Here is a 15699-nt window from a genome sequence, read left to right as displayed (position 1 = left end):
TCATCCTTTAACGGCTCCTTTCATTGCTCCTTCAATGAAGTGGCGCTGCATGACGGCAAAGAAGACAATAATTGGCAGAACAGAAATAACCGCCCCCGCTGCGATGAGGCGCCAGTTTGACGAAAAATTTCCGGCCAGGGTGTTCACTCCCAGAGGCAATGTATACATGCTTTCATCATTGGTAATAATAAGCGGCCACAAGAAGTCCCCCCACGCTGTGACAAATGTAAAAATAGCCAGTGTCACAATTGATGGTTTCACTAGAGGAACTAAAATTTTCCACCATATTTGGAACGAGTTGGCTCCATCCATTCGGCCCGATTCATCGAGCTCGTAAGGAATCGTAAAAAACGCCTGGCGCATCAAAAAGATGCCGAATGCCGTTGTCGCATGCGGCAACACAAGCCCTGCATAGGTATTTTGGAGGCCCAGCTCCAATGATAAAAGATAGATCGGAATCATCAATAGCTGGAACGGGATCATCATCGTGCTGATAATGAGGATGAACACGATGTTTTTGCCTTTAAAATTCATCCGGGCAAGTGGATACGCCGCAAGTGAGCAGAATATGATATTAAAGGTGACCGTCAACAACGAGACGATCGTGCTGTTCATTAAATACCGCCAAAATGGAAATGCCTCCATAACTCCCTTATAGTTACTCAAGGTCGGATTCTCCGGTATAAATTTGGGTGGGTACTGAAAAATATTTTCACTCCCAGATTTAAGTGAGGTCGCCACGAGCCATAAAAAAGGACCGACTGTAAGCACGGTGATAAACAGCAGTAACGTGTAGGTGGTGATCAGTTTAATTGCTTTTTTCATGTAGGACTTATCCCTATTTAGCTCGATTGCCGGTACGCTTGTATTTTTTTCAATGATTGGTGAAGGCATGTTGATCACCCCTTAATAGCTTCTTCTTTTTTGCCCATGAATCTTAAATTGAAGACCGAGAGGACCAGTGTAAGCAGGAATAAGATTACACCCGCCGCACTGGCATAACCCATTTGCAGTTTTTCAAAAGCTTGCTGGTAAATGTAAAATACCAGTGTTTTTGAACTGTTTAGCGGACCCCCGCCTGTCATTACATATATCTCCTCGAAAACCTTCATCGCAGATATTGAAGACATGATAGAAACAATCATTATGGAAGGCATTAAGAGCGGTATGGTGATATGTAGAATTTGTTTCCACTTGCTTGCACCATCAATGTCGGCCGCCTCATATAAATCCGACGGAATTGACTGCAGCCCTGCCAAGTAAATTACCATATAATAGCCAAGCCCTTTCCAGATAGTGACGGCCATGACAGCAAAGATGGAAGTGGAAGTCGATGTCAGCCAATGCACCGGGCTATCGATAATGCCTGTTGCCTGAAGCAAATAATTCAGGATTCCTGTATCAGCATAAACCCATTTCCACATGATCCCGACGACAACCATCGATGTAACAACCGGGACGTAATAGGCCGAGCGGAAAAAGGCAATCCCCTTCACCTGCTGATTGACGAGAATGGCGAGGAAAATGGGCAGGATGACAAGTGCAGGCACTACAATAATTAAATACAGGAATGTCTGCCCGAGCACCTTCCAAAATAGTTCATCCGCAAATAATTTCTTATAATTTTCCAGTCCTGTAAAACTGGCCTGAGTCACCATGTTATAATCGGTAAAGCTCAGCCAGATTGCGTTTAGCATTGGATAAAAAATAAATGCGCCGAGAATAATGCTGCCGGGCAGCAAAAATAAATATGGAGTCAACTGATTCCTTTTCACTGACATTTCCCTCTTTTCTTAACTCCGTCAAACACAAGCTTGGCCGCTCCAAACATGCCGGCTTCATTGCCCAATTTAGCAGGCAGTATTTTCGTTGGGACGTTATACTTATCAAGTTTTTTAAGTAAAAAATCCCACCAGTATTCCTTTGAATCGATTACGCCGCCTCCTATGATCACCGCTTCAGGGTCGACAGAAACAGAGATGTTGTATATGGCAAGTGCCAAGTGGTCAAGATAGGTATCTACAACCTTTTTGATTTCTTCAATTCCGTCTGAAAAAGCCCTGAAAATGTCTTTGCCATGCGAAAAATTAATGCTTGTCCCCTCATTTGCACTCTTGACAAGGGCACTTCCTGACAAATATTGCTCGATGCAGCCTTTCATGCCGCAGTTGCATGGGCGGCCGTCAGGAACGAGCACCACATGACCCCACTCACCACTTTGGTAATGTCCTCCGGTCACGACTTTCCCGCCTAACATATTTGCTCCTCCGACACCTGTTCCCAAAGTCAGCATGGTAACAGACACGAATTTTCGCTCTCTTCCCTTCCATGCTTCTCCAATCAGGGCGGCGTTCGCGTCATTTTCAATAAAGCTTGGAAGCTGGTAACGTTCAGTAAGGAGCTGGCCCACCCTGGTTCCTTGCCAGCCGGGCAAATTTGCCGTTGCATATACTACCTCGCCCGTATCAGTCTTCACTCTTCCTGCTGTACCGACTCCGATGCCGACAATGTCTTCCTCCTTTTCAAGCAGTGAATCAATCACTGAAAACAGCGACTCCAGCACTCCTTCGCGGTTGTTCAATACATTTGTCTTTACAGCTTCGCGGCGCAACATCACTCCATCACTGCCAATGATGCCACCCTTAACTCCGGTCCCTCCGATATCTATCCCGATTGCCTTCATGATTGCACCTCCGTCACTATCCCGTCTTAATAAATTTTGCTGACCACTGCTTGTGCTGTTTTCTCTTTCATTTTGACGGTATAGATTTTGTCCTGCATCGCCAGCCCTGTGCATATGAGATCAATCACGAACAGCTGGGAGATTTTTGCGGCAAGCGATCCACCTTCAAGTGGCGATTCCTTGCCGCCGCTTAAGAGTACATGGTCTGCCACCTTCGTAACAGGCGATCTGGCATAATAAGTAATCGCAACTACTTTGACGCCGTTGTCTCTTGCTATCTGCAAGGAATCGATCGTATCTTTCGTACTCCCTGAAACACTGAAACCAACCACAACATCGTCTGGTCCCAAAGTTGCCGCTGTCATCGCCTGCATATGAGGATCAATCACTGCATCAGTCCGGCGGCCAATCCGCAACAGTCGATTTTTCGCATCAAGTGCTGTCAGGCCCGAGGTCCCCACACCGAAAAAGTAGACAGACGCTGCACCAGCCAGTAAATCAATTACCTTTTGCAGAGTGGCTTCATCCATCATATTTACCGTTTCATCAATTGCGTTTTTTGTGTGCATCGCAATAGAGCTAGTAAGGCTGAATACTTGGTTTTCTGGTTCCTCCTGCATTTGTGATGGTAAATCCTTTGCGATGGCGAGTTTAAATTCCTGGTAGCCCTTTAAGCCAATTTTCCGGCAAAAACGAAGGACAGTAGTCTCCCCAACTTCCGCCACGTCAGCGAGATCAGTAACCGAATAATAAATCACTTTATCCATCTGTTCGAGGACAACATTCGCTACCTTTTGTTCAGATTTGGTCAGTGATGGGTAATAACTGTTAATAACGAAGCTAAGCTTGCTCTTTGACTGCGTACTCTGTGCTTTCATTTTGCTTCACATCCTTTGATATTGCTTCGATATACATTTTCGTTATAATCTGGGGCCTTGTAATCGCGGATCCTACCACGACTGTGAACGCTCCTGATTGCAGTGCCTTGGCGGCTTGAGAGGGTGAAGTGATGCGTCCTTCAGCAACTACGGGAACCGCAACCGTCTTCGCCAGCCTTTCAACAAGTTCCAAATCTGGTCCATCTTCCTGGCGTGAGTAGCTCGTATAGCCTGAAAGGGTTGTCGAAACGCAATCAAATCCGAGCCCGGCTGCGTGGATTCCTTCTTCATATGTAGAGATATCAGCCATAATTAGCTGATTTTTATCCTTTAAATAATTGACAAGTTCCTGAAGGCTTTCCCCATTGGGCCGTTTACGGCTGGTTGCATCAAGAGCGATTATGTCGGCTCCAGCGGCAATCAGTTCATCCATTTCTTTCCTTGTCGGGGTTATATATACATCGCTGTCCGGGTAGTCCTGTTTGATCAAGCCGATTACCGGCAAGTGTACTGACTTTTTTATTGCACGGATATCTTCGGTTCCATTTGCACGGATTGCCGCAGCACCGCCCATTTCAGCTGCCTTTGCCATTTTCCCCATCATGTCGGCACCGAAAAGAGGTTCATTTTTTAATGCCTGACAGGATACAATCAATTTGCCTTTCACCTGCTCAAAAAAGTTTCCCTTACTTGTCAAAAATGCCCACCACCATTTCAATTCCTTGAGTATGTAAATCAGGAAGAAATAAAGAAGGGAGAAAACCTCCCTTCCCCCACAGCTAATAGGTTATTGAGCTAAAATTTCATTCCACTTCTGCTCAGCCTGCTCTATTGCCTTCTTGGCAGTGATTTCTCCAAGCATGGCAGCCTGGACAGCCTCATTGATCGATGTTTTAAGATCTTCATAGTTTTTCATAGGAGGCACCAATACTTCGCTTTCTTTCAGTTCACTTGCGGATACGATACGCGCTTTATCAATCGGTGTTGCGTTTTCCGGAAGCTCGTTAAAGAATGGGTCGTCCAAAGCTGTTTCAATTGACGGCAAAATTGGGACAATCTTATCGAATTTGACCTGGTTTTCAGCATTTGTGATAAAGATTGAGAATTTTACCGCAGCGTCCTGGTGCTTGCTTTGCTTAGGAACAACCAGGTTCATCGCCGCCGTGTTTTTCTTGCCCGTCTTTCCTGTGATTTGTGGAGCTGATTTAGTTGCTTCCAGTATCTCTGGTGCGTTTTCTTTTACCTGGTTCAAGAACTGTGGACCTGAAGCCAAAATGGCAAGCTGTCCGGCATTGTACATATCAATTGCTTTTGCGTGGCCTTCAGTCAGTACTTCGCGTGGAATTAAGTCATTTTTATACATGTCCACGAAGTATTGGACTGCAGCTACTCCCTCTTTTGTGTTAAAAGCTGCTTTTGTCATGTCCTTATTGGTTAAGTCGACACCCATCATCACAAGCGCTTCTAACAGATGGCTTCCATCAAGCGGCGGGAAAAATGCGTACTTGCCGGTCTTTTCTTTGATTTGCTTAGCGACTTCTCCGAGCTCTTCGAATGTTGCAGGAGCTTTTTCCGGATCCAGGCCAGCTTGTTCAAAAATCTTGGAATTGTACATCGTTACCTGTGAAGATAAATACCAAGGAATACCGAAGGTTTTGCCATCGAATGTGTTAGATTTCCAAACGCCTTCAAAGTATTCTTTTTGAACATCGTCAGGTACTGCTTTGTCCATGTCTACAAGCGCGTCAAGCTCGGCCAGCTTGGCGGCGAATTGCGGATTCAGGTTCGCAACATCCGGAGCAGTTTTGGAAGCTACCGCCGCTAAAATCTTCTTTTCCATGTCAGCCCATGGCACATCGACCCATTTCACCTTAATATTCGGATTCTCGGCTTCAAAATCTGAAATTACACCATTTATATAATCATCAAATGTTGGTGACAGCTGCATTGTCCAAAATTCGATTTCCACGTTCTCTTCTGATTTCCCGCCGTCGGTTTTTTTGTCTGTTTCATTACTTGCAGTGTCTTTATTGCAGGCTGCAAAGAAAATCATCGTGAAAATTAAAAGTAAAGCCATCAAAAACTTTTTCTGTTTAAGCATCCTTTTTCCCCCTTTAATTGTTTAAAAAATATGATAAGGCTCTGGGTAAATCCCGTTGCCAAAACACCCACAAATGCTCTTCGTCCTCTTCTATGTAAGTTACGTCCACCTGCTTTGTGGCCAGGACTTTGCGCATCTCACGGTTATTTGTCAGGATGTACAGTGGCTCATTTGATATGGGTGACACGAAGCTGTCTTCCTTTTTCCCAACGAGCTGATAGATTTTAATGTTTTTTAGGTCATGTACTGCTTTGGCTTCCTGACGGTTTTTTGGTGAAAAAGCGGCTGATTGCAAGATGAGGTGGGTCCATTTTTCTGGTGCACGGCAACAAAGCGACAGGGATACTGCACCTCCAAGTGAGTCACCAAGCAGCCCTTGTCTTTGAATGCGCTTTCTTTTCCCTGCAAAAATTTTTTCAATTTCTGGTATTAGCTCGTTATAGAAAAATTTTAAATACTGTTCATGGCTGCTACCTTCTGGATGATAGAAATTGTATCTTTCGATTGAGTTTCCGGGCGGGACGAGAATAATTGAAAGATTCTCGGCCTTGCTGGGGTGGTCGTTCAGAAGCTGCTCAAAGCATTCCTGGATTTTACCGATCTTCAGGTAATCGTCGCCATCCTGAACGTACAGTACGTTGATGGTTTCATTTGGGGGTGTCTCTGGTTGAAGTATGTAGAAGTTTATCTGACGTTCGAGAATTGTACTGGTCATAGAGATATCAATCAAGATGCTTTTTATATAGTTCCACCTCTTTCTATGCTTTGTATCTATAATATTATCATACTATTTTGACTTTGTGAATATATTCTTCATTTTTTAAAAAAAAGGTGGAGAAAAACTTCATTTTAAAACAAGTCAGCCGCTAATACGTTCACATATAAGGGAAGAAGGAACTCAAACGAGCCCCTCCTTCTTGGTTAATTAGTGGTAACGTTAAATTCACGGATTTGAGCCCAGCTGGATTGGTCAGCAGTGACACGGAACCTTACGAAGCGTGCATCCATGTGTTCAGCCAATTCAAAATGAATTTCAACCTGGTTTTTGTATTCTGAAAGCTTAGTCCATTTCGTTCCATCAACTGAGATTTCAAGGCTGCCATTATAGATGTAATCGTTAGGCCTCGGGACGGACCAGTTGTCGAAGCCATTAACAGATCGATTTTCCGGATCGTTTTTACTGCTCCTAAATCCACTCCGATATAATCGCCTGCTTTTGGGCCACTGTTAGTCCAGTAAAGAGTCGAAGGGTCACCATCTGTCATTTTTTCAAGGGTAAATTCACTCCATGCTCCCAATGTGGAGAAAGGTCCGGCTCCTTCCCGTTTTCCGAGCCAAAGGTCATTCGTTTTGATTGCTTTGTTTATAAAGGCTCTCATTACACCCGGTCCCATTTCTTTCAGATTAGGGACTGTATATTCACCCTTATCAATGAAAATGGTCACGACCTGATCCTTTATTTCTACCCTCGCGCCAACGAGGGAGTTATTTTCCAGCCACTTGCCGTCCCCTCCTGAATGGACACTTAAAACATATCCATTTTGGGGGATCAATGAATTATTGCCGCCGACTGAAACCACTTTCCCGTCCACAACCGTGATTTCGTAGCCCCATATATTTGTTCCTGTACGTAGCCCGAACTCAGGCGTGTACTGGATCAGTTCAGCTGAGCCTCTAGACCTGTTGATGCCGTCCAGTTGCCTTGAAGCCTGCCTGTTTTCCGGAATGGTTAACGTGGTTGTATCATTGTTTACAGCTTGATCCAGCTCGGCGCGATATTTGGCAGTGTTTTCTTTGTCGCTCTGTAATTGGGACGTTAACATTTTCACGGCAAGCTTTCCCGCTTTTCCGTAGTAGGCTGTTTTATCAAGCCAGGCTCTTGTTTCTTCCAGGAATGCTTTATTCTCAAGGTTTTTCCGAAGCTGTGATGGCGCATTTTCAATATTCGCAAATTCTGAGTGAAGAGCATCCGCTTCGGCTGCCCCTCCTCCCTGGTCAAATGCTTCCCAGAATGCCTGTATTTTGGGCTTCAGGACCGGTGATTCATCACTGTTCATAGGTGATGAAAAAGTATTTTCCGCAAACTTCCTCAAAGGCTCATACGCTCTTCCGCCAAATTCACGCAGGCTGTTCTCCCATGACTCTTGTGGATTGTATGCTTCCGGGTTCCATGTGTAATCCGCAATGGTATACAATGATATTTTTGATGCTTCCGCTTCTTCCATCGGGTTCGCTGTCGAGCCCGCAACTCCGTGGTCGGTCAGCTTTTTCCCCCTGTTGCTCAGTGGTGCCAGGAAGAGCCGGTTCCTCGCATAGTCATTGACAGGGTAATTGTCCCATACTAAAAGGTCATGTTTGAAAATCTTCGAAATTGAGTCTGCATCCTCCTCTGTAATTTGTTTGGCGGCTATTCCAATACCAGTCCAATACACTAATATGTCAGGGTCCACCTGGTCCGCAAAAGTTTTGCGGTAAGGACTGGTGCCAGCCTGGTAATATTCTGTCGGGACAGTGATGAGCCGGTTAATATCACTATGCTTTTTAACGAACTGTTCATTGAACTTGTTTAGTAAGTATGCATGGGCTGAAGCAAATGGACTTTCTGAACCTCCAAACCTCTCCTCATCCTCCGCACAATTCATATTCTGAAAAATATCATCCAGGAGGATGGCAAAATCACGAACGCCTAAGTCATACATTGCCTGGGCTTTATCAATCAGCAGCTTTAATTCGCTTTCCTTTGAATAACAAACATCCAGACCTGGAGAAATGGTAAATACAAAATTCACATGATGCTGCTTTGCGGCGTCTACTAAACTGCCTAAACGCTTGAGATCCTCTTTCGGGTAAGCAAGCCGCCATTTGTCTCTGTGGTAAGGATCATCTTTAGGCGCATACACATAGGTGTTCATCTTATGGTCACCGTAAAATTCAAGCTGGTCCAGACGAGCTTCATGTGTCCAGGGGGTTCCATAGAATCCTTCAATGACTCCCCTGATTGGCATCTTCGGAAAATCCCGTACTTCTACCTCTGGAATCCAGGTCTTGCCTTGCTGCTTTTTGAGTAGCTGGCTGAAGCTTTTCACAGCATAAAATGTCCCGGTTGCATCCGTCCCGGCCAAAACTATATTTTTCCCGCTCCCTTTGGCATGGCCTGATACAACAACATACCCTTCTGAAAGCATGCCGTCCGTTCCTTGCACACCCATTGATTCAAGGATCTCATTGGAAGAACTAGTTTCATTTGGCCCACCTACGGAAATTACTATTGGGGTATCAGCCTTTTCCATTTCGGAAAAATGTTTTATTTTTTTTACTCCCGAGGAAATAAGAGTTTTGGCCAACTCTCTTAATGCTGCCCTGTCGGTATTCTCTCCTGCCACTATTCCAACAACAGGTGTCAGAGGGAACCCTTTCCCGGTTAATTTTAACGATTGCGGTGTCGGCTGGATAACAGGTGGCGATTCATTTGATGGGCCTTGTGCTTTGATAGTATTTAAACCAGGGAATGAAAAAATGGAGAACAGCAAAAGAATAACTATGCTTACAAGCGGACACTTTCTTATTATTAATCGTTTCCTCTGCATAAAAATCCTCCTATCTTTCTATTGAATAGTGATAGAGTACGGCCCGCTGAAGGCGATACCGTACTCTCCATAACTACCGATCCTCGCGAATCATTTTTAATAACCCTGGTATATGGTGCGGAGGTTTAGACTCAGCTGGCAGTTCTTCTTCAAGAATATGCCACCAATCATACATTTCTAAATAGATCAGGTCGAATACCATTAACCCATGTGTTTTATTCAATGCCATTTGAATCGCACGCCTGAATCTTTCAGGATCATCCGCGTACTGAAGAACAAACAAGCTTCCGTAGTTGAATGTGGATTCATTCAAGGCATCCATCACTATATCCGCAGAACCTTCGACACTGTACCAATCAGGATTGCCCGAGGCGATTGCTTCTGCTTTTGTGACATCCTCAAAATAATTCCCAGTCATGATAAAGTCCAAAGTTTCCGCATAGCCTTTTTTGTGGTAACCAGGGCTGGTCCAATCGTATTCTGGATGGTGTGTTCTGCTGGCCCAGTTGACGCCTTCACTGTAATAAAGGGGATACCATGAGCCAACATACGTGCTGAAAAACGCTTTTGGTTTCTTGATATGCACTAATGTTTCAGCCTTTTGAAAGAAAGACTGAATATTCCCTGCACGCCATTCAATCCATTTTTGGTATAAAGGTCCGGGAACATTAACCCTCTCATTGTTTTTAAAATCAATTTTAAAGATATCAGCAGGCCAGTTTTGCACTTTTTGCCCGATATACTCCTCAAACTTTTGACGGGACAGGTCACTGAAGTCTGCATATATGTTGGAATACCTTGCACGGTCAAGGACAATCCCGTCAATCTCATAATTGTCGAGCAACTCGCCAATGATGCTAAGTTCATATGCCTGGACATCTTTATTGATCGGGTTTACAAATGTAGATTCAGGACCTTTATAGTCCTCAGCCCTTACAAATTTAGTTTCCATTTCAGAAATGCTGAATGGTTCGCCCACTTTTACATTTTCCAATATCCATTGCCTTGAAGTTCCATGTCCTGAAACTACATAGCCGTTCTCAGGAATGCTTAAGGCTTCAGGATTTACCAATCCATCGACTATTTTCGTGACGACTCCGTCTGTCACCTGTACTTCTGCTCCCCATCGGTTAGCGGGAGAGACTTTATATTTTGTCGGAGTGTATAGCACAAGATGATTTTCGTAGCGTGTTGAATTAATACCAGTTAGTTCTAATGTAGCTCCATTGTGGGCTTTAACCTTTTGAACCGCTTGATAATATGTAGTTTGCCATTCTGGATGTTTATAAGCTGGTCCGTCTTTATCGGGAAGGCTTCCCTCAGAAAAAACATTGATTGCTGCGTGTACTTTTATATCGTATTTCTTGGCTTCGTTAATCACTGTTTGCAAAAGATCATAATCAGCGGGGTAGCCTTGATAGCTTGGTATTTTTGAAGTACTTACATGAGGCGCTATTTTACTGTTGTACGGTACAAAACCGGTTGAGTTTTTCACATCCAGCACTATTGTGTCAAAATGGGCATCAGCTGTCTTTTTAACTATATCTCTTACTTTTTCGGGTGTATTTAAGCTAAATAGATTGGCAGAAAGGTCATACCATAAAATCCGCGCTTTTTTGTCTTTTTCTTTGATAATATTCTGTAGTACCTTGTGCCTTGCTCTGTCATTCCCTCCAGATCCATTCGCCGGTATAACTAAGCAAAAGATCAGTAAGAGGGTAAAAATACTGCTGAATACCTTTTTCATCCTACACCTCCAAAATTATTTAATTGTTACACCAGACCAAATTATTAAGGCATCACCTCCTTAATTACCTGTACAAAAAGTAGTTTTAAATCTAACATCACGGTGCGGCTTTCTTTACTATGTGTTTGATAAGCAGCTGAAAGAGTTGTTTGGGATATCAAATTGAAATGGAACACATGAAGTACAACAAGAGGAGTTCTAAAGGGAATGATAATTGAAGCGCTTTCAATAAAAGGTAAATAAGCTGGGTTAAATAACTTTAATCTGCATAGTTAATCAATTACACGAACATCAATATGCTACACAAACGAGATTTTTAACATTATTTTTTACAAAGTTTGCTTTATTAAATATTAACATAATTTTCTGATTTTATGAATAATTCCTCCGAAAAATAGGTAAAAAAGAGGAGAAAATCTTCAAAGAATTCGTCTGGATACAGTTATATATTGTCTAATAGCTGCGGTATTTTCAAATAGCTTAGTTTTTATAGGTCTAATAGATTACGACAAGAGGGGTACAAAGCACTCGTGGCGAGATTGGGCATTGAGTGATTTGTAATATATAGTCTTAACTAGTGCAGAAATTGAAGAATAGTTTCAGCCGCAAATTATATTTCTTTGTATCATCTGAATTTTACTAACAACCATAAGTGCTATAAAAAAAAACCGCTACTGAATTTATCAGCAGCGATTTTCTGTGAGTATTAATCGAGCCAGTGCGAGCGCTCCTACAAGGCCTGCAATATCCCCCAAACCCGGCGGGACAATATAAGAATCGATATTTTCCAAGATTGTGTTACTTTGTACGTACCCGTTTAAATTCTTTAGTACATATTCCCGGATTAACGGAAAAAGCTGTTCTTGCTTCATGACTCCGCCGCCAACGATTATTTTTTTGGGGGACAGGATAAGGATATAGTTCGTAATCGCTTGTGCAAGGTAGTAAGCTTCAATTTCCCAGACTTTATGTTGCTGTGCCAGTTCGGCCCCCGCGCTGCCCCACCTTTTCTCAATGGCTGGCCCGGCAGCCATTCCTTCGAGACAGTCTTTATGGTACGGACAATTACCTTCATAGTTGTCTTCAGGATGCCTGCTCATCAGGATATGTCCCATCTCCGGGTGCAGCATTCCGTGAAGGAGATTTCCTTCGACAACAGCACCGACTCCGATGCCTGTTCCGACCGTCATATAGATACAGCTATCAAGCCCTTTCGCAGCCCCCCACAAGCTTTCGCCCAATGCTGCTGCATTGACGTCGGTATCAAAACCGATTGGAACTTGAAAATGCTTCTTTAACTCTCCAACAAAATCAAAATTATTCCAATAAGGTTTTGGCGTGCTGGTTATAAATCCATATGTGCCGCTGTTTCGGTCAAGGTCAATGGGGCCAAACGACCCTACCCCAATGGCTTCGACATTTTTTCCTTTAAAAAAGGAAATCACATGGCTCATTGTCTCTTCCGGTGTTGTCGTCGGAAAGCTTACTCTTTCATAAACCTCTCCATTGTCTCCGCCAATTCCACATACAAATTTAGTCCCACCCGCTTCAATGGCTGCTAACCTCATTTGTTTCACCTCGATTTAATCAATCATTAATTCCATATTAAAACGCACCTGATAATTTTTCCAATTCATTGTAAATAGTCTCAATGCGTCTTATGGAAACACCACCATTACTAAGCTGAATGCCAATACAAAATTAATAACTTACTTTTCTTTATCTTATTTGGGTTTTGACTATGAATCAATAGCTCACAACTAGTAAATTCTGAAAATAGCGTTTTGAACCAAAAATGCATTTTATATGCTACACAATAGTCAAACTCCTTCAAAATATAGACAAAAATAAAAAACAAGCTATCCACATTTCAGTTAATAATCCGTAAAACAACATTAGGAGCATGCTGTTTAATTTACTTCCATCCTCCTAAACACTAAAGAAAAAAGTGCGATTCCATAAGTGAATCGCACTGTGGTTTATCCTGCTTTTAATTGTGTTTTCACATTCGAGCGTGCCTGACTTTTAACCATGGTAACTATGTCAAATTAAAACAGAATACTTCTTACCTGATTGGCTTTAACGTTCACTTGCACTTTATTGTCACTGACTTCAAGCGCTTCTACAGGTTCTTCGTTAAGATTTGCGGTATGGGCCTGCCCGATCGAGCGATTCCACTCAAATGAAGCTGTTTTTTCTTCATCTGCAGGATTATAGAAGCGCAGCACAAACCGCTCGTCTTTTTCCGCTTTTTTGAGGGTGCTTAACACAACTGTTGGATCGGTTTCTTTTAATAAGCTGAAGCTTGCCGGTGTTTTCACGTCTGCTTTGTTCAGCTTCATCGCATCGTAAGGAATTTTGTTGTACACCTCTACTGGGGTCAAGTACTCCTTCGCAAGCCGTCCTACATTTGCCTCGAAGACGGAGCCTTTATGCGTTACGATTCCAAACTGCAATGATAGTTTTCCGAGCATTTGGGAATCCGGGGTTGGCAATTTAATTCCGGATGGCCGTCCAGGCCTTCTCAGCATTTCTTCTTTCCCAAGGAAACCGACTCCCCTAAAGAGCGTAATTGCGATGGTATCATAATCCTTGCCAACAATTTCGTACTCTCTTGTGCTGTTGGTCAGAACGCTCACACCATGATCCTCGTCCGACAAGCCCACAAAGCTCAGCATCGGATAAATCGAATCCGGACGCTCGTCCCAGTTTTCCTGCTCCCAAACATCCATCGCTTTATCGTAAACATCGCGTTTGATATAACCAAACTGGTTGTCGGAAACAGAGAACTTCGATGCAATGCCAGTTGGAATCAGCGCTCTCAGCCTATGGTCCCTGGCATGATTATCTATGTTCAGTTTGACATCAATAATCGGAGAATGGTTCGGAACAGTTACCACAAGATGGATATCCACTGAGCTGTCCTTCACATTTTCTTGCCGTTTTTCAAGATCTCCTGGAACTTCCAGCGTGTACTGGATGTCAATGACAGCTGAATATTGGTTCTGGCGGATTTCTGTTTTTGCAACAATCTGGTCACTGTAGATTAAGGTCTCACCGGGCACTGGCGAGAAGTCATACTCATCGCCGTCATCCCCGCCATCCTCAAGTAACAGCACATCATCAAACATCTTATTCAACGTTTTATCAAAAATATTCAATGTCCCGTTTTCATTCACCGTTATCTCGTAATAATCCGTTTCTGCTTTGTCTGCTGATGTGACGGAATTCGTCATTTCATTGTCTGCCGCAGCCACAAAATACGTTTTATAGCCTAATGCAGGAATCCGGTCCTTTAATTGAACCGTATATTTAATAAATGGATCGTAATTTCCATAGTGGACGATTTGCCGGTCAATCAGGCCAGGATCCATGATTTCACTGCCAAGAACCTCGAACTCCGTTTCAGTGAGGTGATCATTTAACAGCTTAAACGACTTCAGTTTGGTGATAACCGTTGTCGTAACGACCTCGGCCCTGTCATAAGGGAGAAGGTTAAACACTGTCAAGCGATCATCACTTGATTCTGTATCGATTGAATCGACAATTTTCCGTTTATAAAAATTGATCAGCTGGTCGACTTTTTCCTCAGCGAGGAAGAATCGGTTCCAAATTTCCTGATGCACCTTGTCCGAACAGCAGCAGCCAATGCTGTCATGCGCATGGTTTTTCATGATTTCTTTCCAAATCAATTCGATCAGGCCATGGTGGTATTCAAAGCCCAGGCTATAAGCCAACGCTGCCAATGGCTCCAAAACGTTGGTGATTCTATTTTCAATTCTCGCATTCGCCGCTTTAATATCCATCCTGGTTGAATAAATGCTGCGGTGGACACGCATATACTTTCCGTCCAAAAATTCACCTTGCAGGGTAGGCAGGCTGTTATTTTTTTCGATTTCCCGGAAGACATTTTCATACTTGCTCAAGAAAAATTCACGGTCTGGATAAAGCTTTTGCAACTTTTCAATGATCGTAAAGATATTCTTTTGGATCGGCATCTGGTCATGGCCGTTTGGAAGAATAATATGGTCTGTCGTAGCCCCGCGGTCAAGGACAGCAAAATATTTATCGATCCGTTCCTGCAGCTTTTCCTCGTGTTCAGGCAGGTACTTCCCAATCGCATACCCTAACGGAAATAATTGAACAAGTACTCTTGAGCCTTCATCCGACTCCCAATAGAATTCAGTTTTATCCGTTCCGTGGCGTTCGGAAGTGCCGCGCCAGAAAATGGAATACTTAATGTCAAATCCATTTAAAATCTGCGGCATTTGCGAGGTTTGGCCGAATGAATCAGGAAGATAGCCGATTCGCATCGGGCTTCCGAACTCTTCGGAATCCTTGATTCCATACAATAAATTCCGGACAATCGACTCCCCGCCAACCACCATTTCATCTGTCTGCGTATACCACGGGCCAATGATCAGCCTACCCTCCTGGACAAGCTTTTTTACTCTGTCCTTGTTTTCAGGTTTAACAGCAAAATAATCCTCCAATATCGAGGTTTGCCCGTCCAATACATAGTTTGGATAGTCAGGATCATTCTCAAGCATATCCATGATTTCTTCCATATTGTTGACTAAAAGGATTCTTGACTCCTCGGTTGAAAAGTACCACTCTCTATCCCAATGCATATGCGGCACGATATGAACTTTTTTCATGATGTATCCTCCGATCAGTAAATTAGTTTTATCTCCGGTTAAAAG

Annotated in this window: 11 protein-coding genes and 1 pseudogene; all 12 read right to left on the bottom strand. The window is 43.3% G+C overall.

The genetic code is table 11. From position 1 onward, the window contains the following. The 12 genes and pseudogenes from CVD19_RS13060 to mngB all read right to left on the bottom strand — a co-directional run bounded on the left by CVD19_RS13060 (position 1) and on the right by mngB (position 15654). Positions 1-894: a carbohydrate ABC transporter permease gene (locus CVD19_RS13060; protein ID WP_257985126.1), complete on the bottom strand. Its 894-nt coding sequence runs from the start codon at positions 892-894 to the stop codon at positions 1-3. 5 nt (positions 895-899) lie between these two features. Beyond that, positions 900-1775, bottom strand: a complete 876-nt coding sequence (locus tag CVD19_RS13055) for a carbohydrate ABC transporter permease (RefSeq protein WP_101582299.1) — start codon at positions 1773-1775, stop codon at positions 900-902. Then, on the bottom strand, positions 1772-2683 hold the full coding sequence (locus CVD19_RS13050) for an ROK family protein (RefSeq protein WP_180953617.1): 912 nt from the start codon (positions 2681-2683) through the stop codon (positions 1772-1774). Before CVD19_RS13050 ends, CVD19_RS13055 begins: the two co-directional genes overlap by 4 nt. Positions 2684-2709: 26 nt before the next feature. Then, complete coding sequence (locus CVD19_RS13045; RefSeq protein WP_101582297.1) at positions 2710-3561, bottom strand: MurR/RpiR family transcriptional regulator; 852 nt, start codon at positions 3559-3561, stop codon at positions 2710-2712. Beyond that, positions 3524-4258, bottom strand: a complete 735-nt coding sequence (locus CVD19_RS13040; RefSeq protein WP_101582296.1) for an N-acetylmannosamine-6-phosphate 2-epimerase — start codon at positions 4256-4258, stop codon at positions 3524-3526. Before CVD19_RS13040 ends, CVD19_RS13045 begins: the two co-directional genes overlap by 38 nt. 90 nt (positions 4259-4348) lie before the next feature. Continuing rightward, positions 4349-5662: an ABC transporter substrate-binding protein gene (locus tag CVD19_RS13035; RefSeq protein WP_101582295.1), complete on the bottom strand. Its 1314-nt coding sequence runs from the start codon at positions 5660-5662 to the stop codon at positions 4349-4351. Positions 5663-5675: 13 nt separating this feature from the next. Then, positions 5676-6377, bottom strand: a complete 702-nt coding sequence (locus CVD19_RS13030) for an alpha/beta hydrolase (protein WP_101582294.1) — start codon at positions 6375-6377, stop codon at positions 5676-5678. A 206-nt stretch (positions 6378-6583) separates the two neighbouring features. Next, a complete protein-coding gene (locus CVD19_RS25860; protein ID WP_374702890.1) occupies positions 6584-6751 on the bottom strand; it encodes a hypothetical protein in 168 nt (55 codons plus the stop codon). A gap of 665 nt (positions 6752-7416) precedes the next feature. Next, a pseudogene (locus tag CVD19_RS13025) lies at positions 7417-9249 on the bottom strand (beta-N-acetylhexosaminidase family protein); the annotation flags it as partial. A gap of 73 nt (positions 9250-9322) precedes the next feature. Continuing rightward, positions 9323-10996 (bottom strand): alpha amylase family protein, encoded by a 1674-nt coding sequence (locus tag CVD19_RS13020; RefSeq protein ID WP_101582292.1) that lies wholly within the window; start codon positions 10994-10996, stop codon positions 9323-9325. 683 nt (positions 10997-11679) lie between these two features. Next, positions 11680-12564 carry an ROK family protein gene (locus CVD19_RS13015; protein ID WP_101582291.1) on the bottom strand — a complete coding sequence of 295 codons (885 nt, stop codon included), beginning with the start codon at positions 12562-12564 and terminating at the stop codon, positions 11680-11682. A gap of 480 nt (positions 12565-13044) precedes the next feature. Further along, on the bottom strand, positions 13045-15654 hold the full coding sequence (gene mngB / locus CVD19_RS13010) for a mannosylglycerate hydrolase (RefSeq protein WP_101582290.1): 2610 nt from the start codon (positions 15652-15654) through the stop codon (positions 13045-13047). Positions 15655-15699 lie beyond the last annotated feature (45 nt).

It is taken from the genome of Bacillus sp. T33-2 (assembly GCF_002860205.1).
Classification (GTDB): Bacteria; Bacillota; Bacilli; order Bacillales; family Cytobacillaceae; genus T33-2.
The sequence above is the reverse complement of the archived record's forward strand: the minus strand, read 5'-3'. Positions and strand labels throughout refer to the sequence as shown.

Excerpts from the sequence above, each read along its gene's own strand:
- CVD19_RS13045 (WP_101582297.1), bottom strand. The coding sequence starts at position 3,561 with ATGAAAGCACAGAGTACGCAGTCAAAGAGCAAGCTTAGCTTCGTTATT.
- CVD19_RS13015 (WP_101582291.1), bottom strand. The coding sequence starts at position 12,564 with ATGAGGTTAGCAGCCATTGAAGCGGGTGGGACTAAATTTGTATGTGGA.
- CVD19_RS13050 (WP_180953617.1), bottom strand. The coding sequence starts at position 2,683 with ATGAAGGCAATCGGGATAGATATCGGAGGGACCGGAGTTAAGGGTGGC.
- CVD19_RS13035 (WP_101582295.1), bottom strand. The coding sequence starts at position 5,662 with ATGCTTAAACAGAAAAAGTTTTTGATGGCTTTACTTTTAATTTTCACG.
- CVD19_RS13030 (WP_101582294.1), bottom strand. The coding sequence starts at position 6,377 with ATGACCAGTACAATTCTCGAACGTCAGATAAACTTCTACATACTTCAA.
- CVD19_RS13020 (WP_101582292.1), bottom strand. The coding sequence starts at position 10,996 with ATGAAAAAGGTATTCAGCAGTATTTTTACCCTCTTACTGATCTTTTGC.
- CVD19_RS13060 (WP_257985126.1), bottom strand. The coding sequence starts at position 894 with ATGCCTTCACCAATCATTGAAAAAAATACAAGCGTACCGGCAATCGAG.
- mngB (WP_101582290.1), bottom strand. The coding sequence starts at position 15,654 with ATGAAAAAAGTTCATATCGTGCCGCATATGCATTGGGATAGAGAGTGG.